Source organism: Priestia aryabhattai (genome assembly GCF_023715685.1).
GTDB classification, from domain to species: domain Bacteria; phylum Bacillota; class Bacilli; order Bacillales; family Bacillaceae_H; genus Priestia; species Priestia aryabhattai_B.
Genome location: NZ_JAMBOQ010000002.1, coordinates 408,034 through 429,177, shown reverse-complemented (window position 1 = coordinate 429,177; position 21,144 = coordinate 408,034). Strand labels below are relative to the sequence as shown.

25 protein-coding genes are annotated in these 21,144 nt (G+C 37.2%); 14 read left to right on the top strand and 11 right to left on the bottom strand.

Annotation, left to right across the window (positions count from 1 at the left end; all coding sequences use genetic code 11):
- Positions 1-439: 439 nt before the first annotated feature.
- Positions 440-1,507, bottom strand: a complete 1,068-nt coding sequence (locus M3225_RS09050) for an undecaprenyldiphospho-muramoylpentapeptide beta-N-acetylglucosaminyltransferase (RefSeq protein WP_251392740.1) — start codon at positions 1,505-1,507, stop codon at positions 440-442.
- A 178-nt stretch (positions 1,508-1,685) separates the two neighbouring features.
- Here M3225_RS09050 and M3225_RS09045 point away from each other — a divergent pair, with 178 nt between their 5' ends.
- A complete protein-coding gene (locus M3225_RS09045) occupies positions 1,686-2,021 on the top strand; it encodes a CHY zinc finger protein (RefSeq protein WP_251392739.1) in 336 nt (111 codons plus the stop codon).
- 20 nt (positions 2,022-2,041) lie between these two features.
- Here the strand turns inward: M3225_RS09045 and M3225_RS09040 are convergent, their stop codons facing one another.
- Positions 2,042-2,356 (bottom strand): ArsR/SmtB family transcription factor, encoded by a 315-nt coding sequence (locus M3225_RS09040; RefSeq protein ID WP_251392737.1) that lies wholly within the window; start codon positions 2,354-2,356, stop codon positions 2,042-2,044.
- A 204-nt stretch (positions 2,357-2,560) separates the two neighbouring features.
- Between M3225_RS09040 and M3225_RS09035 the strand changes: the two genes are divergently transcribed.
- From M3225_RS09035 to M3225_RS09025, 3 genes are all read left to right on the top strand, one after another.
- A complete protein-coding gene (locus M3225_RS09035; RefSeq protein ID WP_251392734.1) occupies positions 2,561-2,845 on the top strand; it encodes a putative quinol monooxygenase in 285 nt (94 codons plus the stop codon).
- Positions 2,846-2,957: 112 nt separating this feature from the next.
- The gene (locus tag M3225_RS09030; protein WP_251392733.1) at positions 2,958-3,395 is read left to right on the top strand and encodes a hypothetical protein; all 438 of its coding nucleotides are present in this window, start codon (positions 2,958-2,960) and stop codon (positions 3,393-3,395) included.
- Positions 3,396-3,510: 115 nt separating this feature from the next.
- Positions 3,511-4,191 carry a DUF4397 domain-containing protein gene (locus tag M3225_RS09025; protein WP_251392732.1) on the top strand — a complete coding sequence of 227 codons (681 nt, stop codon included), beginning with the start codon at positions 3,511-3,513 and terminating at the stop codon, positions 4,189-4,191.
- A gap of 35 nt (positions 4,192-4,226) precedes the next feature.
- Here M3225_RS09025 and M3225_RS09020 read toward each other — a convergent pair whose 3' ends face one another.
- A complete protein-coding gene (locus M3225_RS09020; protein ID WP_251392731.1) occupies positions 4,227-4,760 on the bottom strand; it encodes a GrpB family protein in 534 nt (177 codons plus the stop codon).
- Positions 4,761-5,328: 568 nt separating this feature from the next.
- Between M3225_RS09020 and M3225_RS09015 the strand changes: the two genes are divergently transcribed.
- On the top strand, positions 5,329-6,849 hold the full coding sequence (locus tag M3225_RS09015) for an SH3 domain-containing protein (protein WP_251392729.1): 1,521 nt from the start codon (positions 5,329-5,331) through the stop codon (positions 6,847-6,849).
- A gap of 29 nt (positions 6,850-6,878) precedes the next feature.
- Here M3225_RS09015 and rpsN read toward each other — a convergent pair whose 3' ends face one another.
- The gene (rpsN, locus tag M3225_RS09010) at positions 6,879-7,148 is read right to left on the bottom strand and encodes a 30S ribosomal protein S14 (protein WP_028414364.1); all 270 of its coding nucleotides are present in this window, start codon (positions 7,146-7,148) and stop codon (positions 6,879-6,881) included.
- A gap of 415 nt (positions 7,149-7,563) precedes the next feature.
- Between rpsN and M3225_RS09005 the strand changes: the two genes are divergently transcribed.
- The 3 genes from M3225_RS09005 (at position 7,564) to M3225_RS08995 (ending at position 9,378) form a co-directional block, all read left to right on the top strand.
- Positions 7,564-7,839, top strand: coding sequence for an AbrB/MazE/SpoVT family DNA-binding domain-containing protein (locus M3225_RS09005; protein WP_013057736.1), 276 nt, complete (start codon positions 7,564-7,566; stop codon positions 7,837-7,839).
- 122 nt (positions 7,840-7,961) lie between these two features.
- Positions 7,962-8,423 (top strand): DinB family protein, encoded by a 462-nt coding sequence (locus tag M3225_RS09000; protein WP_251392728.1) that lies wholly within the window; start codon positions 7,962-7,964, stop codon positions 8,421-8,423.
- A 187-nt stretch (positions 8,424-8,610) separates the two neighbouring features.
- Positions 8,611-9,378: a class I SAM-dependent methyltransferase gene (locus tag M3225_RS08995; RefSeq protein ID WP_251392726.1), complete on the top strand. Its 768-nt coding sequence runs from the start codon at positions 8,611-8,613 to the stop codon at positions 9,376-9,378.
- Between the two features lie 15 nt (positions 9,379-9,393).
- Here M3225_RS08995 and M3225_RS08990 read toward each other — a convergent pair whose 3' ends face one another.
- Positions 9,394-10,080 carry an FHA domain-containing protein gene (locus M3225_RS08990; RefSeq protein WP_251392725.1) on the bottom strand — a complete coding sequence of 229 codons (687 nt, stop codon included), beginning with the start codon at positions 10,078-10,080 and terminating at the stop codon, positions 9,394-9,396.
- Between the two features lie 317 nt (positions 10,081-10,397).
- Between M3225_RS08990 and M3225_RS29490 the strand changes: the two genes are divergently transcribed.
- On the top strand, positions 10,398-10,532 hold the full coding sequence (locus M3225_RS29490) for a hypothetical protein (RefSeq protein ID WP_013057740.1): 135 nt from the start codon (positions 10,398-10,400) through the stop codon (positions 10,530-10,532).
- Between the two features lie 57 nt (positions 10,533-10,589).
- Here M3225_RS29490 and cobT read toward each other — a convergent pair whose 3' ends face one another.
- Positions 10,590-11,627 carry a nicotinate-nucleotide--dimethylbenzimidazole phosphoribosyltransferase gene (cobT, locus tag M3225_RS08985; protein ID WP_251392722.1) on the bottom strand — a complete coding sequence of 346 codons (1,038 nt, stop codon included), beginning with the start codon at positions 11,625-11,627 and terminating at the stop codon, positions 10,590-10,592.
- 170 nt (positions 11,628-11,797) lie between these two features.
- On the opposite strand from cobT, the gene M3225_RS08980 reads away from it, so the two are divergent.
- Positions 11,798-12,664 (top strand): YitT family protein, encoded by an 867-nt coding sequence (locus tag M3225_RS08980; RefSeq protein WP_251392721.1) that lies wholly within the window; start codon positions 11,798-11,800, stop codon positions 12,662-12,664.
- 67 nt (positions 12,665-12,731) lie between these two features.
- Entirely contained in the window at positions 12,732-13,088 is a 357-nt protein-coding gene (locus M3225_RS08975; protein WP_251392719.1) for a hypothetical protein, read from the top strand.
- 330 nt (positions 13,089-13,418) lie between these two features.
- Here the strand turns inward: M3225_RS08975 and M3225_RS08970 are convergent, their stop codons facing one another.
- Both M3225_RS08970 and M3225_RS08965 read right to left on the bottom strand, forming a co-directional pair.
- Positions 13,419-13,865, bottom strand: a complete 447-nt coding sequence (locus M3225_RS08970; RefSeq protein WP_251392717.1) for a GNAT family N-acetyltransferase — start codon at positions 13,863-13,865, stop codon at positions 13,419-13,421.
- 185 nt (positions 13,866-14,050) lie between these two features.
- Positions 14,051-15,220, bottom strand: a complete 1,170-nt coding sequence (locus M3225_RS08965; RefSeq protein ID WP_251392715.1) for an MFS transporter — start codon at positions 15,218-15,220, stop codon at positions 14,051-14,053.
- 360 nt (positions 15,221-15,580) lie between these two features.
- Here M3225_RS08965 and M3225_RS08960 point away from each other — a divergent pair, with 360 nt between their 5' ends.
- Positions 15,581-16,144 carry a YitT family protein gene (locus M3225_RS08960; RefSeq protein ID WP_116514066.1) on the top strand — a complete coding sequence of 188 codons (564 nt, stop codon included), beginning with the start codon at positions 15,581-15,583 and terminating at the stop codon, positions 16,142-16,144.
- Positions 16,145-16,172: 28 nt separating this feature from the next.
- On the opposite strand, the gene M3225_RS08955 is transcribed toward M3225_RS08960, so the two are convergent.
- On the bottom strand, positions 16,173-17,057 hold the full coding sequence (locus M3225_RS08955; RefSeq protein WP_251392714.1) for a diacylglycerol/lipid kinase family protein: 885 nt from the start codon (positions 17,055-17,057) through the stop codon (positions 16,173-16,175).
- Positions 17,058-17,245: 188 nt separating this feature from the next.
- Here M3225_RS08955 and M3225_RS08950 point away from each other — a divergent pair, with 188 nt between their 5' ends.
- Positions 17,246-17,710: a DUF4306 domain-containing protein gene (locus M3225_RS08950; protein ID WP_251392713.1), complete on the top strand. Its 465-nt coding sequence runs from the start codon at positions 17,246-17,248 to the stop codon at positions 17,708-17,710.
- 57 nt (positions 17,711-17,767) lie between these two features.
- Here M3225_RS08950 and M3225_RS08945 read toward each other — a convergent pair whose 3' ends face one another.
- A complete protein-coding gene (locus M3225_RS08945; protein WP_251392712.1) occupies positions 17,768-18,871 on the bottom strand; it encodes a citrate synthase/methylcitrate synthase in 1,104 nt (367 codons plus the stop codon).
- 409 nt (positions 18,872-19,280) lie between these two features.
- On the opposite strand from M3225_RS08945, the gene M3225_RS08940 reads away from it, so the two are divergent.
- Entirely contained in the window at positions 19,281-20,195 is a 915-nt protein-coding gene (locus M3225_RS08940; RefSeq protein ID WP_013083830.1) for a LysR family transcriptional regulator, read from the top strand.
- 31 nt (positions 20,196-20,226) lie between these two features.
- On the opposite strand, the gene M3225_RS08935 is transcribed toward M3225_RS08940, so the two are convergent.
- The gene (locus tag M3225_RS08935) at positions 20,227-21,144 is read right to left on the bottom strand and encodes a DMT family transporter (protein WP_251392711.1); all 918 of its coding nucleotides are present in this window, start codon (positions 21,142-21,144) and stop codon (positions 20,227-20,229) included.

The window sequence follows — 21,144 nt, the reverse complement described above, 5'->3', positions numbered from 1 at the left end:
TACTTTAACACTTATTCTAACTTAACCATAGAAAGAACTGAAATCAAATGTTTTATGTTATGTAAAAAAAGAACCTCTAACAAATGTTAGAGGCTTACATTACGCAAGTTTCGTCTTTACATCTCTTATTATAACATTAATTATATAAAAAGAGACTACCTTTTATGTAAAAATTATGTTTTTTACGCAAACTTAACTAAATCTTCACATTTAGAGGCGTTTTTCCATGTATAAAAAGTTGAGAGATGCAATACTCTATAATCTCTCTTCGCCGCACGAGTCCAGTAAAAACATTTTGATCATCTACAACTGGTACAAAATTTTGTTCAGATGCGCGTGACAAAATACTTTCCATTTCATTATGAATTAGTTTACAGCCTACTTCATCCATCTCTTTTAGAAAAAAAGCGTTCTTATCTCCCCGATAAGAACGCTTTTTTTAGCTCATTTTCTCAATTTCATTTACAAGAATCGAAATGGCATCCGTTTTTGTTGCTTCGCGCATTGTACGCTTCATTGTACTTGCCTGTTGCTGAAGCTCATTTACTTCACGCAAAAACAATTCTTTTGTTAACTGCTCTTCTTCTACAACCATACAGTAGCCTTTTTTCTTAAAGGATTGTGCATTTAAAATTTGATCTCCGCGACTTTGTGCTTTTGATAAAGGAATAATCATCATCGGTTTATGAAGAGCTAAAAACTCAAAGATGGCATTTGATCCGCCGCGTGTAATCACATAATCAGTTGCCGCTAGAACATCCGGGAGCTGTTCATTTACATATTCTAACTGACGATAGCCCGGCTCTTTTTCAAGGCTTGTATCAATATTACCTTTTCCGCACAGGTGGACGATTTGAAATTTCTTTTGCAGTTCAGGCAAAGACTCTCGAACAATTTCATTGATCCGGCGCGCTCCTAAACTTCCGCCCATAACGGTTAAAATTGGGCGCTTATCATAAAAGCGAAGCCAGCTTTCCCCGTTCGCTGCGCTTCCGCTAAATAGCTCTTTTCGAATAGGTGAACCAACAACCTGCACTTTTTCTTTTGGAAAGTAGTTTGCAGCTTCATCAAAAGAAGTGAAAATTTTAGTGGCAAATTTCTGCGCAATTTTATTTGCCAATCCCGGTGTTAAATCACTTTCATGAATGAATACGGGAATGTTTAAAGATTTAGCAGCCATTACAACAGGGACTGTGACAAAACCACCTTTTGAAAAAACAAGAGAAGGCTTTAACTTTTTCAGCACACGACGTGCATCGCCAACCCCTTTTGCTACTCGAAATACATCTTTTACATTTTCCATATCCACGTAGCGACGCAGCTTCCCGCTTGAAATCGCATGATATGGAACGTTTAATTTTGTAATTAATTCTTTCTCAATACCATTGTGAGAACCGACATAATGGATATCCCATTTTTCACTGTCTAATTCTTTCATAATCGCAATGTTTGGTGTTACGTGTCCAGCTGTTCCGCCTCCGGTAAAAACGATAACTTGCTTACTCATTTTTTCTTCCTCTCTTTACTTCACTTAATCGATCTGTTTTGACATCAATTTTTTATCTGATCTTTTTAGCATGCAATCTGACATGTAAAACGATGGTTTTATTATAGCATTTTTCTTTTTACATATGTATGATAAGGCGTATAAAAGCATGCTATACTTTTCATAAGGAGTGATTATAATGAACAAATCTGCACCTATAGTAAAAGGTGACACAGTGGATTCCGAAACGCGCTGCAAGCACTATTATACTGATAGAGATATTATTGCAATAAAATTTTATTGCTGTAATACATATTATCCATGCTATCAATGTCATAACGGACATGCTGATCACGACATTAAAAGATGGCCAAAATCTATGTTTAATGAAAAAGCTATTCTTTGCGGAGTATGTAAAAATGAGCTATCAATTAATGAATACTTAACATGTAACTCGACTTGCCCTCACTGCCATTCTTCTTTTAATCCTGGATGCAGCCTGCATGGACACATTTATTTTGAACAAAAAAGCTAAACGAAACATCGTTCAGCTTTTTAAAATAACTGCTCATCTATATTTACAATAGGAGGAAGCAGGCCTGGGAATAATTCCTCAAGTTCTTCTAAACGCAAGGAATAATAGTGCTGCGTGCCTTCTATACGTAGTTTGATAATTCCAGCTTCGCGAAGTACTTTGATATGATGTGAAAGCGTTGATTTTGATACGTTTAATTTTTGATAATACGAACAGGTCTGCTCCTTTCTTGTCGCTAAACACTGTACAATTCGCAGCCGGTTAGGATCACTCAATGCGTGTAAAATAGGCGTTAATTTAATTTCAGATTTCGGTGGTTGATAAGGTTTTCTCATGCTTAAAATATAACACAGCTTCTTTTGTGTATCAATGTTCGATAACTTTCGAACTAAAATCCTTGCACTGTTATTTAATCGGTGTTATAGTTTCTTTGTTCGATGATATTCGAACTTATCTTCATTTTAATAATAAATGGAATGAAAGATTAAAAACAAAACAAATAATATAAAGCACCACCATTATTAAAGGAGGAATCATCCATGATTCATTTACAAGCTTCTATGAAAGTTAATCCAGAAAAAAGAGAAGATTTTTTAGAAAATGTACAAGAACTAATTAAGCATTCTTTACAAGAAGAAGGAAATAACAACTATCAATTATTTGAAGATGCTTTTACACCTAATACATTTATGATGATTGAAGAGTGGAAAAGCGAAGAAGCAATCCAAGCGCACAATAAATCAGCTCACTTCCAAAAGTTTGTAGCATTTGCTCAAACTGGAGTACTTGTATCACCTTTAGATGTAAAAACATTACAAGGCTAAGAATTTAGATTTGAATAACCAAAAGCTGCGATTAACATCGCAGCTTTTTTTATCTACTTTAACAGCGTCCTGAATAGACTAAAAGTGATACTCAATAAATGAGGTGTTTTATATGGAGTTTATTTTAATTTGTAATTTTCTTTTGGGTGCAACCGCAGCATTTTTATTGGTACCGGCTTTTACAAAAAAGCACGCACTTTACGTGACTTTGCTGTCTCTCCTTTTCCTCCTTTCAATTGTCCCGACTTTTCTTCTCGCTAATCCACATATTGGCGTTTTACCTTGGGCTATTCGAGACAGCCTTCTATTGTTCTCCGCTTTACTTTTATTTTATTTAACTTTCACTCCAAGCAGATGGAAAATGATCTTGTTTTTTCTTTTATTTTTACTGTCCATTGCTCCTCTTGCCTACGTCGTATATGATGACTTCACGCATACGTATATAGATGCCAATATCGGGCTTGGCTTAGGCTTTTTATTGACATGGTTCTTAACAACTCTGTACAATATTTCGGCTATTCTTCGATTTTTTCGTCAGAAATCTCAGTAAATACCTCAAAAGTTAACACACAAACGAATAGTTGATTTTATTTAGTATACGCTAACAACTGCACAGTCCTTCTCTTTACATAAAGCTGTGTATACTAAAAAAGGAGTGATACTTGATGAAACGACTCTTCGTAATGGTAGCAGTGATTGCATTCTTGGCACTTAGCCGCATGTTAGTATTTGCCGCTGAAACACCTCCTGCTGCAGATGAGCGAACAGCCCAAAATGCAGAAGTTCGCATCGTTCATGCTTCACCGGATGCTCCAGCTGTAGACATTTTTGTGGATGACAAAGCCTTAGTAGAAGGAACAAAGTTTAAAGATGTCTCCAACTCCCTGCCTTTGTCAGCTGGTTCTCATAAAGTAGAAGTATACGAAGCGAAGACAAAAGGAACAAAAGATTCCATCATCGAAGCTACACTTGTTGTAGACGGTGGAAAGTCGTATACAGTAGCAGCTGTAAATAAAGCAGAAAATCTTGAACTACAGGCTTTCACGAATAATAAGCAAGGAATGGATGGAAAAGCCAGCTTACGTGTTGCTCATTTATCTCCTGATGCTCCTGCGGTAAATGTAGGTCCTAAAGGCGCTGCTCCTTTATTTAAAGATCTGTCTTTTAAAAGCATTTCAGGTTATCAAGTAGTAAATCCGGGTTCGTACGATCTATCTGTTTCCACAGAGGATGGAAAAGAAATACTAAGTCTTCCCGGAACAAACCTTCAGAGCGGTAAAAACTATACGGTTCTTGCAGTAAATACTGCTGACAAGCTTGAGACAATTGTTTTACAAGATAATTAACCCAAAAAACGTCATTTCAATTGAAATGACGTTTTTTATAGACTGCGCTGAATGAATTCCTCTTTTTTGTACTCATAGGTAGAAATATCGTTCCACAATCGTTTTGAAAGCTCGTATTTCATACTTTCATATTTTTTTCTAGTACGTTCGCTCGAGCGTAACTGCTCTCGAAAATTAATTCGTTCATTCCAATAAGGTGATTCACTGACCGTTACGTACACATGACTTCTTCTAGCATCATGTGGAATGAGCTTACGAGCATTTTTAGCTGTCATAATTGGAGGGTAGTGTGCAGCCGGAACGCCTTCTTTTAATAAGACAAACATCTCTTTTTCCGCTACATATACGTGAGATTTATTTTTTAATATAGCGCGCACTTCATTTATGTCTTCTTCGCGTTTGACTCCGATTAAAATATCAACGATTGGTGAACCTGCCAATCCTGGAACGGACGTGCTTCCAATATGTTCGATGTCTACTGAAAAATCTTTTAGTGTATTAAGTAACGCTTCTTTTTCCATTTGATACAAAAGCGACCACTTTGTTTCATACTGAACAATCTTTCGCATATCAGTTTCCACCCTTTCACTTTTTTATACTGTACCATGTTTCAAAGTAAAAAGAAAGAATTTTCTAACTATTTACTTTTAGTTTATGCGACGAGCTTTACATCGATATAGACAGGCTTTGTATTATTTTATATATTTTTGTTATTTTTATTCTAAATGTTTCATAATTGTGGATGTTTCCTCCTCCAAAAGATAGATACGCTTTTATTTTCTATCTCTCCTCTATCATATTCCATCGCACTTTTTTTATACAGCTTTATATTTTGCTAACATAAAAAATGCTTTCGAAAGAGCCGTGAGTAAGGACCGGCAGCCGTTCAACCTTTATAAATCTTATAACTTATATCTTTCATATGCATGCAGTTTTTAGATATGTTACATCTTCTACGATTGGATGGCAGATAGTTCAAATTCATTATACAACTGAATTTCGACATATAGTATGATGGATAATATCGGTAGCATAAGATAATAGTAGATTTTACTTGAAATTTTAGATTTATTGCCGATATATGCTTTGTATACTAATAACATTATGTTGAAATTTGTAATTTGCAAGGAGGAAAAAATGAATAAAAAACATATTATGTACACAGCCGTTTCTTCTGTTCTTTTAAGCTCTTCATTGCTTTTGCATTCGATTGATGCAGACGCAGCTGAATCGGCCAAAGTAACTGCTACATCGTTAAATGTACGCGCGATGCCTAGTACAAGCGGTGCCATCGTTGGAAAAATAACGAAGGGAAACACCGTTAATATAGTAGATGAAAGCAAAGGATGGGCTAAAATTACGTATAACGGTAAAGAAGCTTGGATTTCATCTCAATACATAAACAAAACACAAACAAACAGTACGTCTACGGCAAATTCGATATCCAAGTCAGCGACCGTTAACGCAAGTTCATTAAACGTTCGTTCTTCGGCAAGCACAAGCGCGTCCATCGTGACGAACTTATCGCGCAATTCGGAAGTAACGGTAGTAAAAGAAAGCGGATCTTGGTCACAGATCAAAACGGCAGCGGGTCAAACGGGCTGGGTAGCGAGTCAGTATTTAAAAGCGGGCTCTGGTTCTTCTACTCCCACTAACGACTCTGGTTCTACGTCATCCAAGTCAGCGGTCGTTAACGCAAGTTCATTAAACGTTCGTTCTTCGGCAAGCACAAGCGCGTCTATTGTGACGAACTTACCGCGCAATTCAAAAGTAACGGTGTTAAAAGAAAGCGGATCTTGGTCACAGATTAAAACGGCAGCGGGTCAAACGGGTTGGGTGGCGAGTCAGTATTTAAAAGCTGATTCTGGACAGTCTTCACAAACAGCCCATTCGATTCAAATTTCAAAAGCTTCAAATTTGCGTACTCAGCCGAGCTTAAGTGCGAGAATTATTCGTGTAGCAAAAGCAGGTGAAAGATTCAAAAAAATAAGTGAAGCAAATGACTGGGTGCAAATTCAGTACTCTGCGAGTCAAACAGCATGGGTATCAAAAGGGCTAACAGCTCCGGCTGGTTCCACAACTTCAGCTAGTTTACCTGCTCCATCTGCTGCTTTGAAAGATAAAATTATTGTAGTAGACGCTGGGCACGGCGGATATGATCCTGGCACTTCAGGTAAATCATCAATTGAGAAAAATCTAGCGTTAACAACAGCAAAACTTGTTGCAAGCCGCTTAGCTAATTCTGGAGCAAATGTATTTATGACGCGTTCAAACGATACCTTTATTTCACTAAGCGGACGTGTGAACGTTAGTGAAGCAAAGCATGCAGATGCATTTATCAGCATTCACTATAACGCTTCTACTTCATCTTCTGCGAACGGCATTGCGTCATTTTATTACAGTGAAGCCAAAGATAAAGAATTAGCAAAATATATTCAAGAAAGCATGGCTGAAAACGCGCCTTCTATGAAGGATATGGGCGTTCGTTTTGGCGATTATTATGTTACTCGAGAAAACAACCAGCGTGCTGTACTGCTTGAATTGGGCTTTTTATCAAATTCTCACGATGAGCAAATTGTTTCTTCTAACGCGTATCAGCAGCAAATATCTACAGGTATTTATCAAGGAATTGCTCGATATTTTGCAGCTAATAAATAATAAAAGCCCTCATAATGAGGGCTTTTATGTTACCAGCTTGCTTTTTTAACACCTGGAATTTGTCCTTTGTAGGCCAATTCCCTAAAAGCGATGCGTGACATTTCAAATTTTCTAAGGTAGCCTCTGGGACGACCGGTAACGCGGCAGCGATTATTTAAGCGCGTTGGCGAAGAATCTCTAGGCAATTTTTTTAACGCTTCGTAATCTCCTTTTTCCTTCAGCTCTTGACGTAATTGCGCATACTTCGCTACTATCTCTTGACGTTTTTGTTCTTTTACAACTTTTGATTTTTTAGCCAAACTCTTTGTCATCCTTTCCTATATATTTCTTTTTCTTTATTTAAAATGCGTAATCATTACGATTTATTTTTTTGAGCAGTCAACGTTTACATTTAATCATATTTTCTTCATTCTTTCAATTTATTTGCTTCCACGCTTACATGCAGGTTACCCGCAGGTTGCTGTATAAACATAAATAAAATTGTATGTCAAATGTAATTAATTCCTGTATCTCCTATATCATACAAAGAGACCTACATATTCCATATTGTAGGAGGATTTGTATTTACAGATAATATTTCAATAATATTACAGTTCATTTACATATTAATAACTTCGACAAATTTAGCGGTTATCTAGTATATAATCATCTTAGAAATTCCAAAAATAATATTTTGTGTACTCAATAAAATATAAAAGTAAAGGTGATTAAAAAATGAAATCGACTGGTATTGTAAGAAAAGTAGATGATTTAGGTCGTATCGTAATTCCTAAAGAGTTAAGACGTGTTCTTGAAATAGATGTAAAAGATCCTGTTGAAATTTTTGTCGAAACAGATCGAATTATTTTAAAGAAATATGAGCCGAATGGTGCTTGTGCGATTACTGGCGAAGTATCTTCTGACAACGTAACAATCGCAGATGGCAAATTAACTTTAAGCCGCGAAGGTATGGAGTTATTACTTGAAGAGTTAAAACAACGTAATTTCTAATAATAAGAACAGCAGCTGCTCACATGCAGCTGTTTTTCTTTGTGTGAAGGTTTTTTTCTTCGCTTTCTGATGTTCAGATGCTATGCTCAGAAGCGAAATACATAATAAAGGAGCATTTCACTATGACAGTTGAACAAATTACTTATCACTTTTTAGCCCATCGAAACGTAACCAATGAATTAATCAACAAAATTGAAGCAGGTCACTACGACTACAAGCCTGCTCCAACATCTATGTCCGCTTTTGACCTATCTACGCATATTTTAACATCTTTTTATGCATTTGCATCAGTGGTAAAATCCGGCGATTTATCTCCACTTGGTCAAAAAGCTGATTTTAGTGGTAAGTCATTATCAGACCTTTCAGCTGAATATACGAAAAAAACAGTAGACGTATTACGCTCACTTAGCGAAGATGATTTAAACAAAACAATTGACACAACTGCAGCGTTTGGAAGAAAGCTTACTGGAAGTCAAATTTTACAAATGGCCATTGACCACGAAATTCATCATAAAGGAAATTTATACGTATACGTGCGTGAAATGGGTCATACGGATCTTCCTCTATTTGTTCAGTTCGGTTAAGGTTATAAAATAGTTCATGCCTGTAAGCGCCCAAGCTAGAAGTTTGGTGCGCTTTTTCTTTGCAGTTTTCGGCATAATAAGTTAGATATATGGTATAATTCTATCAATCACTTCATATCTACTATTCAAAGCTTGTTTCTTCTTATAAAACGATAGTCATCATCTTTTACAAAGGAGGAATCACTTCATGAGTCAAACTGTTAATCAACAAAAAATTGCTCAAGTGTATCATCTTCCGTTTGTTTCTTCATTTGGAGGAAGTGCTATGAACCTTCTTTCTCCTCAAGCTGGCGAACATATTTTAGATATTGGCTGTGGCACTGGTGAATTCATTTCGCAGCTCGATAAGCTTCATGTCCATGCCACGGGCATCGATTGCTCTGAAAATATGATTGAACAGGCTCGTCATCAGTATCCAACTCTATCTTTTGAACAATTAAATGCCCTTAACCTTCCTTATTCCGAACAATTTGAAGCTGTTTTTTCCAATGCAACTTTGCACGACATCCGTCCCCCCCACCTTGTCATTAAAAACATTTACAATGCTTTAAAACCAAATGGCCGATTTGTAGCAGAGTTTTGGGGGAAAGGAAATATGGACGAAATTTTCACAGAAATCATTCGTCAATTTAAAACGTTTGATATTCCTTATCGCGATGTAGATTTTCCTTGGTATTTTCCTTCTGTAGCTGAATATTCTTCCCTTTTGGAATCACATAATTTTCATGTCATCACTGCCATACACTACAGTCGTCCCTTCTTGTTAAAAGGAGAAAACGGCTTGCGTAATTGGCTGGAAACAAATGCAGCTCCTCTTTTTGCTCATGTGACGACAGAAACAAAAAATGTCATCATTACACGCTTAGAAAATAGAATGCAAGACAAGCTTTTTCAAAACGGATCTTGGCTAGCAGAAGCTAAACACATACGTGTACATGCTGTAAAACTAGACTAAAAAATGGACGTGATTCTATTCACGTCCATTTTCGTTAAAGTGCAGCCAGTATCCTTTTCCTCGAATCACTTCGATTTCTAAATACATGCCTATTTTTTTACGCACGCGGTAAATCAGCGCATTTAGCTCTTCCGCTGCTACTAGAATTTCTCCATTTGACTCTACTCGTTCAGGCCAAACGCTTTTTTTTAATGCTTCTTTTGAAACAAATTGATTGTTGTTTTCTAGAAGATACGCTAAGCATGCGTATTCTTTATCTGACAAAATATACGTTTCCCCTTTTACTTTTACTTTCTGCAAAATTGGATCTAATGTATAAAATGGCTTGCTTATTTGTTTTAGCATAGGTCCTAAATCGAGGGTTGCATCCATGTCGTTATCGTCATTTTTAAATACTAAAGCTGCCTCCTCATTTGCTAAGGTAATGATATCGTGCTCTTTCAATAAACGACCAGTTCCAGATCGTAACTCTTCTCCGTTCACTTTTGTACCGTGTTTACTAAACAAGTCTGTAATAAAAAACGCATTATTTTCATACGTTACTTCAAAATGCTTGCGTGAAATGTAAGCACTTTGAAAAGCCAGATAAGGCTCCCATTCTTCACTGCTTCGTCCGATAATACAGGCTTTATCTTTTGGAATAGGCACGGAAGCTCCTTCATAAAAAGGAGCACCTTTCCGAATAATCAACATACCGTTCATGTTTGCTCACACTCTTTTTTAAAATTTTCTGACTCTTATTATGTAATTATAATACTCACATTTATTGAGATTTCTTCCAACTTTGGATAACATCATAGTATAGTCAGTTATATGATAAAGGTTGTTGTCATGTAAGTAAACCTTTAGAGTATTTCTTTTCTAACTAGCAGAATACGTATTCTTTGCACTGCTGTAACAGGGATACAAATTTTTTGTGGAATAATTTGATTTTTAGTAACTTTGACATATGTTCTCTCTTTTTAAAGCGGAGTAAAATAGGAAAATACGTGAAATATTTACATAATGGAGGAAGACCAATGGGACGGTTGCCAAAAGATAGAGAAATTCAAGCGATTAAACGACGCGTTGCACTGGTATTGTTAATTATTGGATCATTTATTTTAACAGGTGCTAGCTTTAGCATTTACTGGTTTATGATGTTAAAAATATAAGTTTTTTTATAAAATAAACAAAAAAGACATGGCTTTCTTCCCATGTCTTTTTTTATTTTATTCTTTTTCAGACACTCCTGCAGATTGAAACGTGGCCATATTGGCAATCATCAGTGAAGCTGAGTGCAACAGCGGAAATGTAACAGCAGCTCCACTTCCTTCACCTAAGCGAAGATTGAGATTGAGAAGCGGTTTCTTATCAAGAAGCTTCATCGCACACGCGTGACCTTGTTCAACAGATTGGTGACTAGCAAACATATAGTCTCTTGCTTGTGTATTGATTTCTGTCGCTAGAAGGGCTGCAACTGTACAAATAAAACCATCTATTAAAATAGGAATGCGATGAGCAGCTGCCGCTAACATAGCACCTGCCATTCCAGCAATTTCAAGTCCCCCTATTTTACTGATGATATCAATCGGATCTTGAGGGTTAATATGCCTGTTTTGCAGCGCTTCTTCAATCACGTTCACTTTGTGACGTAGTTGTTCGTTAGAAATACCTGTGCCCATTCCTGCAAGCTTAGAGACTTTTTCCCCTGTTAATACAGCTAAAATAGCCGTGCTTGACGTAGTATTTCCGATGCCCATTTCTCCTACAATTAAACATTTGATTCCTTGGGAAATAAGCTTTTCAGCTTCCTCATATCCGACTTGAACAGCCTGTTCTGCCTCATTACGAGTCATCGCCTCTTCTTTAAGAAAACTTGCCGTGCCTAGCTTCACTTTTCGCTGTACAAGGTCCTTATGGGAAAGGTGTGAAGCAATGCCGATGTCAATCAGTTTGAACTGTGCATCTATTTGCTGACTAAACACGTTAATAGCTGCTCCTCCCTGCAAGAAATTTAGCGCCATTTGTGCCGTTACGTCTTGAGGATAGGCTGAAACTCCTTCTTTTACAATTCCATGATCGCCTGCAAAAACGAGGACTCCTGGTGGAGTGACTGCAGGAAAAACTTCCCCTGTCATTGCCGCTAATTCAACTGCTATTTCTTCTAGTCTTCCAAGGCTTCCTAGCGGTTTTGTTAATGTATCAATATAGCGTGCCGCTTTTTCACCAGCGCTTGTTTGAAGCGCTGGAATATAAACGTTTATCATATGTACAACTCCTTTATTTTAGCAAATGTCTACCGTTTAATTTAACAGGATTTTGTTTATTCTGGCTAGTCTTTTTTAAAGTAGATAATTGGATAGAGTTCCCAAAACTTAGTTATACTAGTAAGAGTCTGTTTAATGCGTAGAGGCAGTATTTTGAAAGGAAAGATTTTATGACAACGAAACAGCACAAAAAGGAAAAGGCAGGTCGGCTCATTTATCGCTACATTATGATGTTAATTGGAGCTTCCTTGGCTGCCGTTTCTATCGAATTATTTTTAGTCCCAAATTCCGTGATTGATGGTGGTATTATCGGGATTTCTCTAATTTTAGTTTACTTAACGAAATTGCCGTTCAGTCTTCTTATCATCATCTTTAATCTCCCTTTTTTATATAGTGGATATAAACAAATTGGTCGGAGCTTCTGCTTTTCATCTATGTTTGCAGTTGTTGCTTTATCCATTGTAGAATCTCAATTGCACCACGTTCCAGCTGTAACATCTGAACCGCTTCTTGCCACTGTATTTGGGGGGCTGCTATTAGGAGCAGGTGTAGGGACGGTCATTCGTCACGGAGGCGCGTTAGATGGAACTGAGATTTTAGGCATTTTATTAACAAAAAAAATTCCGTTTTCTGTAGGCGAATTTGTAATGTTTTTAAATATCTTCATTTTTGCTTGGGCAGGGTTTGTGCTAGGTTGGGAACAGGCCATGTACTCTATCCTTACGTACTATATTGCTTCTAAAACTATTGATGCGATTATTCAAGGGCTTGATGAAACAAAAGCGGCCTTTATTGTTTCAGATCACTATGAAGAGCTATCAGATGCTATTACGCATCGTCTAGGACGGGGAGTTACGAAGCTGTATGGTAAAGGTGGATTTGAAGGTACAGAAAAAGAAGTCATATACGTAGTGGTGACGCGTTTAGAAATTACCAAGCTTAAAACCATTATTTCGGAAATTGATCCGCATGCATTTACAACGATTATGGATACACAAGAAGCGCAAGGTGGCAAATTCAAATCAGCGATCCACTAACTTATACATAAGCGTGGATTTCTTCGAGCATGCTAATAGGTGACTACCCGTAAAGGAGATCATCATGATGAAAGAACAAATGTCCAACTTATTTCACCAATTAAAACAGTCCGTTTCTGATGCATCTGATAAGTTATACGATAAAGTACATACACTGCACTCATCACCAGGAGTGAGTGTGTTTGAACTGTATGAATGGATTAAAGAAAATCCAAGCACAATCGTACAAAACCAAACATTACTCGGAATTTCGTACTATTTCTATAGACTCGAAGTAGACGGTGTTTTTTTCTATATGGAAACGAAATATGATTATTTACTTTATATGACTATCTATAGTTCAAAACGTCATTATTTCACCTATCATTCCTATCAAGATTCTTTATCAACAGTGACTCCATTGACGTTTCCTATTACTAAATAATAAAAAGCTCCTCGGTTTCAGGAGCTTTTTTTATATGATTATCTTCCTTTTCGGACTTTAAAGATAAACAGCGCAAGTAAAAAACCGCTCGTCGCAGTTACTATTTTCCACGCGTTTAAGATTGGGTTTTTTTTCAAGGTCCTGCTCCTTCCTTGCGGCTATACTAAAAATAGGATGGCCGTCTTTCAAACAGCTAGTCCAACTTCCTTCCTACTATAAATATGATCATTTAACATATAGCCCACCAACATTTTCATCATTTTCACTTTTCATACTATAACATATTTTTGCCATTTAGTAGAAGTCTTAAAAGTAAAAGCTGCACTTCTCTTAAAAAAAACGGTATTGAATCCCTGCATTTTCTTTGCCGTTCATTTTTTGATAAAGGTTTTGGGCAACTAAATTTTCACTGCTGCACTCAGCGGTCATACCTGCAAATTCATACTTTTGAGAATAGGCAAGGCAAATCTTAACCAAACGTTCACCAATTTTATTTCCTCTGTTTAAAGGAGATACGTACAAGTCTTTTAAAACAGCTGTTTCTTGAAAATAATAGGTGCTCCACGATATGTACACTGTCGCAAAACCTACTAGTTTCCCTTCCAATTCAGCGACAAACTGTATGCCGTAGGAAGGATTGTTCAATAAGCGCTTAATATGTAAAGTTAAAGCTTTCCGAGAAGGGTCAGGCTGCTCACAGAATTTCACTATATATTCTTGCATTAATGTAGCCAGTCGCTCTCGATCGGTTTCAACCGCCTGTCGAATGACAACCATTTAATCACTCCTTTTAGCTCAACGCTCTTAACATAATTCGATAGCCATACTTTTTTTCCTTTCATTTTCGTGAAAAGCTTCTTATTTTTACACAATGGGTATTTAAAATAAAAAACCTTATACAGCTTGTACTTAAGAGGGAAAATGCGAAGTTTCTAAAAAAAGGTTGCAAATAGCAACCTTTCTTATTTATAAAGCGCATAGTTCCTTAATAATAAACCTACACAACCACTGATTATAATGAGTCCTCCTGCTGTTAGAAACGCCACCGTCACATTTAGTGAAGCAATAGCCCCAAGCAGCAGCACTGAAAGCCCAAACGTCACATATGAAACGCTCAGCGTAGCGGAAAACACTTTAGGAAGCTTTTCTAACGGAACGGCCGTTTGTGTAAGCGTGTAAGAACACGTAGCGCTCATTTGAAGGGCAATGCCAATAGCGAAACTAATTAATAGTGAAAGCAAAGGAACAGACGTCACTCCGAACAATAATGTAAAAGAACCTGAAAAAAGACTGCCTAGTGTTACGATATGATAAAGGCTTTTCTCTTGCTCAACTGAAAGCTTCAACAAAACGAAACCTCCAAGAAGCGTTCCAATAAAAAAACTGCTGTTAATATATCCCCACCAAGCTTCATTTTTATTTAATACCTCTTTCACAAACACGTAGACAATAGCTGATGCCCAAACGCCGGCAGCCATTCCTTCTAGAACCTCCATGACTAATAGAACCCGCAGGCGCGGATAATGCCAAATTAGCTTCCATCCCTCTTTTAACCCTTGTTTTTGATTCATTTTAGAAGAATGAACGTGAATACGAACGGCCTGCATGAATACGATTGATAAACTGAATAACGAAAATGACAGCCATAAAAGGCCAGTAGCGTTCCAACTAATGATCAGGAAGCTTCCAAGCGGGTAGGCTGCAATTTGAATCGTTTGATCGGTGACATTGAACATACTGTTCCACCTTAACAGCTTCTCTTTATCTACTAAATGAGGAAGCATAGAGCTTTGAACCGGAGCTGCCCACCCATCAAAAAAAGCAATAAGCGCAACGCAGCACAGCATGCCAATAAGCGACAGATCCCTCAAGAAAAACATAGATAAAATACTTGTTTTCAACAGCTGAGACACCACAAGAATACGCTTAGCTTTGTAGCGATCTATAAGAAAAGGCACAGTGAAACTGCTCAAAAACTTAGCAGTCGTAATGGTAAACGGAATGCATGAAAGTAGCACAGGAGAACTATTTTGAGCGTAAAGAATGCTGATTAACGCAACAATATATAATACATCTGCTAAATTGGCTTGGCTTTGACCAAACCATAAAAAAAGTACGGAACGATTTTTCACGACAATCCCTCTTTCTTTTTAGTATGACTGAAAAGAAAGAGAATCCTACACGTAACCAACCCCTTTATATAGTGACTTGCTTTTATCGACTTATTACAATCGTATGCTTTTCACAGAACACAACTTTTTTACATATTAAAAAACACAAACAGTTAAACACTATCGTAAAAAGTCAAGAAATTGTCGTGAAAACGAAGTTAGATTAACTATAGAATATCGGAGTTATAGAATCAATACTTTTTACATAATTTTCTTTTTCCTTCTTCTTTACTTCTAAATAACCTAAGCTTGCCATATACATAGATGGACGAGTACTCCTATTAAAATTTAACGTATAGGGTGAGGAATATTTTTTCGAGAGTGGTTTCGATTTGCTGTGGCAGCTTATTAATTGGACTAGGGCTAAACGGATTTATTGCTCCGTATCACTTACTAGACGGTGGACTTATAGGATTTGGGCTTATCGTATATTATGTGTTTGGAACTCCTATCGGAATGTCCATTTTCTTTTTGAACGTACCTGTCTATTTATATGCTTTTTTTCGTCATCGTCAAAACTTTTTTTATGGAAGTATAGGTTTATTTGTTTCTTTTTTTATGACGGAATGGCTGTCTATTCTCGAAGGCACGCTGAAGCTTCCTTTACTTTTTAGCTCACTGCTTGGAGGCGCACTCGTAGGAATGGGAATAGGACTGATGCTTCGCTACGGCATCAGTTCGGACGGGCTTGATTTAATTGCCATTATTGTATCAAAAAAATGGAAAATCAATATAGGAATAACCATTTTTATCTTAGACAGTACGATTATGATAGTGGGCTTACATATTATCGGATTTACTGCTTTTTGCTACTCCATGCTTGTTATTACGATGAGCAGCATAATGATTATGCTCTTCACTTCTCCACGATGGCTGTCTTCATAAAAAAAACGCTGGAAGTTCCAGCGTTTTTTTATCTGTTTCCTACTATCATGTTTATGTGATTGTGGAGAACCGTAATCGTGGAAGGTGTTGTAGTTTCTTTTTCTCCATCACAATCTACCGTTTTTTCAGGAGTGGTTTCTATACGGACTTCTTTTGCACGAAAATGCATAAGGTTGCTTTCAGGGTCAAGCTGTTCCTCATCAGGGGTTGTTTGTAACCATGCCATAACCGGCTCGATTCCCATTTCTTTAATAACAAATACATCTAATAATCCATCTTGAAATGAGCTGTTTCCTAGCATAGCACGAGTTCCTCCTAAAAAAGGACCGTTTCCAATTAACACCATAACAGCTTCTCCTTCATAGGAAGCTTTTTCGCTCGTCATTTTTAATTGAAAAGGCTCTGCTTGATTTAAAGTTCTACCTATACTCATGTAGTAAGAGAGCTTACCAAATTTCTCTTTGTTTTCTTCTAAAATATTTTCAGATACATCAGCTACGAGGCCGATTCCCCAAAAGTTTAAAAAATAATCTTCGGCATGTTTTCCAACATCCACTGTCTCCGTCTGCTTTTCTATAATTTGCTCCACTGCTTTTAAAGGATTTTGATTCATTCCAATTGCACGCGAAAAGTCGTTGCACGTTCCTCCAGGTAAAATAGCAAATAAAGGACGTTGCTCCAGTGGAGCAAGAGCATTGATGAGCTCATAAATTGTCCCGTCTCCCCCTGCTCCAATAATGACATCCGCTTTGCCTTCCAATTTTCTTACCAGATCGGCACCGTCTCCAGGTTGCTCTGTTTTATATAAAGTAACCGCATCAAATGCTGTGTTTAACCGATCACATATAAAGTCAATTTCATTTACTAATTTTTTGTTTCCTGCGTTTGGATTCAAAATCACTGCTGCCTTCATCTTTCTCTCTCCTCTATTCATATCTTCCGTTTCACCTTTTTTCCCTTTCCTTTAAAAAAACAAACCTTTTCAAATATGAACGTTTTATGAAACCATTCCAATAGTACTTTTTTTACTTTCAAAACCTGCTATAATAATTTTCGGACTTGTATTAACAAAAGATGGTTATTGAGAGGAGCTTTCTATACGTGTCAATAAAATGCATGACGCAGCTATTTGCAAGTTGTTTTGTTTTTTTACTTTCCTCAGTCGCTACTTGGTATAACGGCTCTTCAATGCTTGAAGGACCTTTATCAGCTAGTTTGTCCGGGGAGCTAACAAAGTCCTCGGCGGTTCATCACTATTCTCACATCGATTATTTGTTATATACAATTAAATTCCACCCTCAGTTTCCAATTATGATGATGGTGAGCGGAATTTATTTGATTGTATTACTATCTATTATTGGGTTCAAAAAGCGGTATGAACTGATTAGCTCCTGCTGTTTATGTATCACAGCTCTCTTATGCTACAGCAGCTATAAACTTTCACATACCCCTACCGAAGGTGAACACGCCATGATTACCACTAGCTTAGCTGCAGCGAGTTTATGCTTAGCAGTCGGATTATTCTATTTATTAAAGCGATTTTATTCTCAAAAGGAATATATTTAACCATATGAAAAAAACGTCGGATCTACCGACGTTTTTTATGTGAAACCAGGTTTATTATTATTGATTTTGTTCGATTGGCGTATAACCTATATACGCAGACTGAGGTCGGTAAATACGATTATTTTCTGACTGTTCTACGACATGAGCTGTCCAGCCAACCACACGGCTTGCTGTGAAGGTTGGGGTGAATAGTTCAGACGGAAGCTCAACCGCTTTCATAACCGCTGCAGCGAAATATTCTACATTGGTATAAATACCTCGACCTGGCTTGTATTCATTTAGTAATTCAATTGTTTTATCTTCAATTTTAACAATTAAATCAAATAGCCCGTTGTCTCCTGAGATTTGTTTCGATACTTCTTTTAATGCTTCTGCTCTCGGATCATGTGTACGATAAACGCGATGACCAAATCCCATAATTTTCTCTTTATTATCTAATTTTTTACGAACCCAAGGCTCAATATTCTCTTCACTTCCAATTTCATCAAACATTGTAATAACACCAGAAGGAGCTCCTCCGTGAAGCGGACCTTTCATCGCGCCAATTGCTCCGCAAATAGCTGAAACCATGTCAGATTCGGTAGATGAAATAACGCGTGATGAGAAGGTTGAGGCGTTCATCCCATGTTCAATTGTCAAAACAAAATATGCATTCAGCGCAGTAACCAAACTTTGATCTGGAATTTCTCCATTAATCATGTATAAATAGTTTGCTACATGATCCAAATGCTCGTTAGGCTCTACTACTTCTAAATCATTCATTTTACGATACCAATAGGCAATAATGGTAGGTGTTACCGCTGTAATCGCAAGCGCCTGCTCTTTTGTCGGAGGCCAACTGTATGAAGGGTCTCCTAATGCTGAGATACATGTGCGAAGCGCGCTCATCACTTCTGTATCTTTTGGCAAACAGTCCATTAACGCAACAATATTAGCCGGAAGCGTACGATGAGTCACCATTTTTTGTTTAAATGCTTTTAACTCATCATGATTTGGCAGAGTGCCGTTCCAAATTAAATAAGAAACTTCTTCAAAAGAATAATTTATCGCCAAATCTTTTGCCCAATATCCGCGATAAATCAGCTGACCTTTCTCTCCATCAACATGCCCTACTTTTGTTTCAGCTGCAACGATTCCTTCTAGTCCTTTAACGTATGTCATCTCAACCACTCCCCCAATTATTTTTAACAAACCGGCCCTTTTTTCTATGTACGGCTCGTTTGCAGAATGAATAGACTCACCTCAGTGGTGCACTATACCATTTTATTCCTCTTTCTTAATTGTCAGAACAGTATACAAAATGAACATTTCAACACGTGTTATTTCTGCGCTCGCGGCTTTGTTTTACGGGAGAAAAAAATATTTTCTTAGGATTTTCTTCGAGGATGTTTTTTTGTTAACGCTTACAAACATGCGGGTTTCTAACGTATTTAGAGGAATTTGATGTGCTATTTTTAGATGAATCACTATTCACTTCCTTATGTAAGAGTTTACATTTATTTGAATCATAAGTAAAATAGATAAATAGAATAAATAGTATGAAAACTAAGAATACTAGTGAGGAGAATTTATGGATATTCGAGAACTGCAACATTTCATGGAAGTAGTTAATCAAAAAAGTTTCACGAAAGCAGCAGCTGCAATTCACTTGTCTCAGCCAGCATTAAGTAAAATTGTAAAAAAACTAGAAGAAGAACTCGGCGTAGATCTTTTTGATCGCTCTACTCGAAAGCTGACGTTAACCGATGCAGGACAGATTGTGTATGGGCAAAGCCAAAAGCTGGTATCCACTCTTCACGAGCTGCATGCTCTGTTAGATGATTTACGGAATCTGCCTACAGGAGATATTAAAGTAGGAATTCCTCCTTTAGTAGGGACTGTTGTTTTCCCGATGATTGCAAAAAACTTTACATCAAAGCACCCTCAGGTGAAGTTAGAGCTTGTGGAGCTTGGCGCAAAGCGAATTGTCGAACTGGTAGAAAACGAACAAGTAGACCTGGGTATTATCGTGTTGCCTATTCAAAACCCTCTTTTTCACGTCTATCCGTTTATTGAAGAAGAGTTTAATTTATATATTCATCATGAGCATCCGTTGGCAGCTAAATCAATTGTTGCTTTGAGCGAGCTGAGAGAAGAGCCATTTGTCCTGTTCAGTAAAGACTTTTCTCTTCATGATCGGATTATTCACGAGTGCATTCAAGCTGGTTTTCATCCAAAAATAGCGTATGAAAGTTCGCAATGGGATTTGATTATTGAACTAGTCGCTTCTGAATTAGGTATTGCTATTTTACCAAAGTCCGTGTTTCCAAAGATCAATAATCCTTTTATTAAAAGTATTCCAATTGCCGCACCTACTCCAATGTGGGAGCTCGGCATCATCTTGAAAAAAGACCGCTATATGTCATATGCTACACGAGAACTTTTGTCCTTCCTAGTCGACCAAGACATCATTTTGCCGTCTCATACGATGTCAGCAAACTCATAATGTAAAACAAGTCAGCATTCGCTGACTTGTTTTACATTTGCTTTTTGAATAGCATACCTTTTTTCAAATATAATCGCAAAGTTGCACGATTAGCCATAAACACTCCTATTAAAATAAGAAGACCTCCGCCAATGATAGAAGGCGTCACGGCTTCATTTAAGAATACGTGACCGATTAACACCGCAATTAAAGGCGCTACATACAACCAAGTAGACGGAAAAACTGGATTCGTTTGGGCGATAAGCCAATAATATAAGCCGTGCCCCGCAATTGATCCAACAAAAATCAAATATACAATAGACCACACTGCGTTCCAGTGCATAATGTTTGAAACATTGATCCGCTCTGTAAATGAAGATAGCACCAGTAGAAATACTCCTCCGTAAAACATCTGAATACCATTAATTAAAAACGGGGAAACTTCTTTTAGCTCATTTAACAATGACTTCGAATAATTGCTGCCTATCCCGTAAAATACCTCTCCTATTATGATAATGATACAGCCTAATGTCCACAAATAAGACATAGTGGCCGTCATATTTGGAAGTGAAATGCAAATCACACCGGTAAAAGCCAGAAGCAAAGAGAATGCCTGTTCTTTTTTTAATTCCATTTTCTTTTGCATCACTTGAATAAGCAATATCATCATCGGTCCAGTTGCGGATAAAACAGCTGCAAGACCGGATGTCACATGTTGTTCTGCCCAATAGAGCGTTAAAAATGTCATAAATGTTAAACAAAATCCTACCGCCATGACTTTTTTTGAGAATAATAATGAACGTCGAACTTCTCTTTTATGCGCAAAGTACGAGATTACTAAGATTCCGGCTAAAAGAAAGCGAGCTCCTGCTGAAAAAAGTGGAGGCATTCCTGCTTCAATGCCCAGTTTAATTGTTAAAAATGTCGTGCCAAAAATGAAACAGATAAGTACATAATTAATAATAACCAT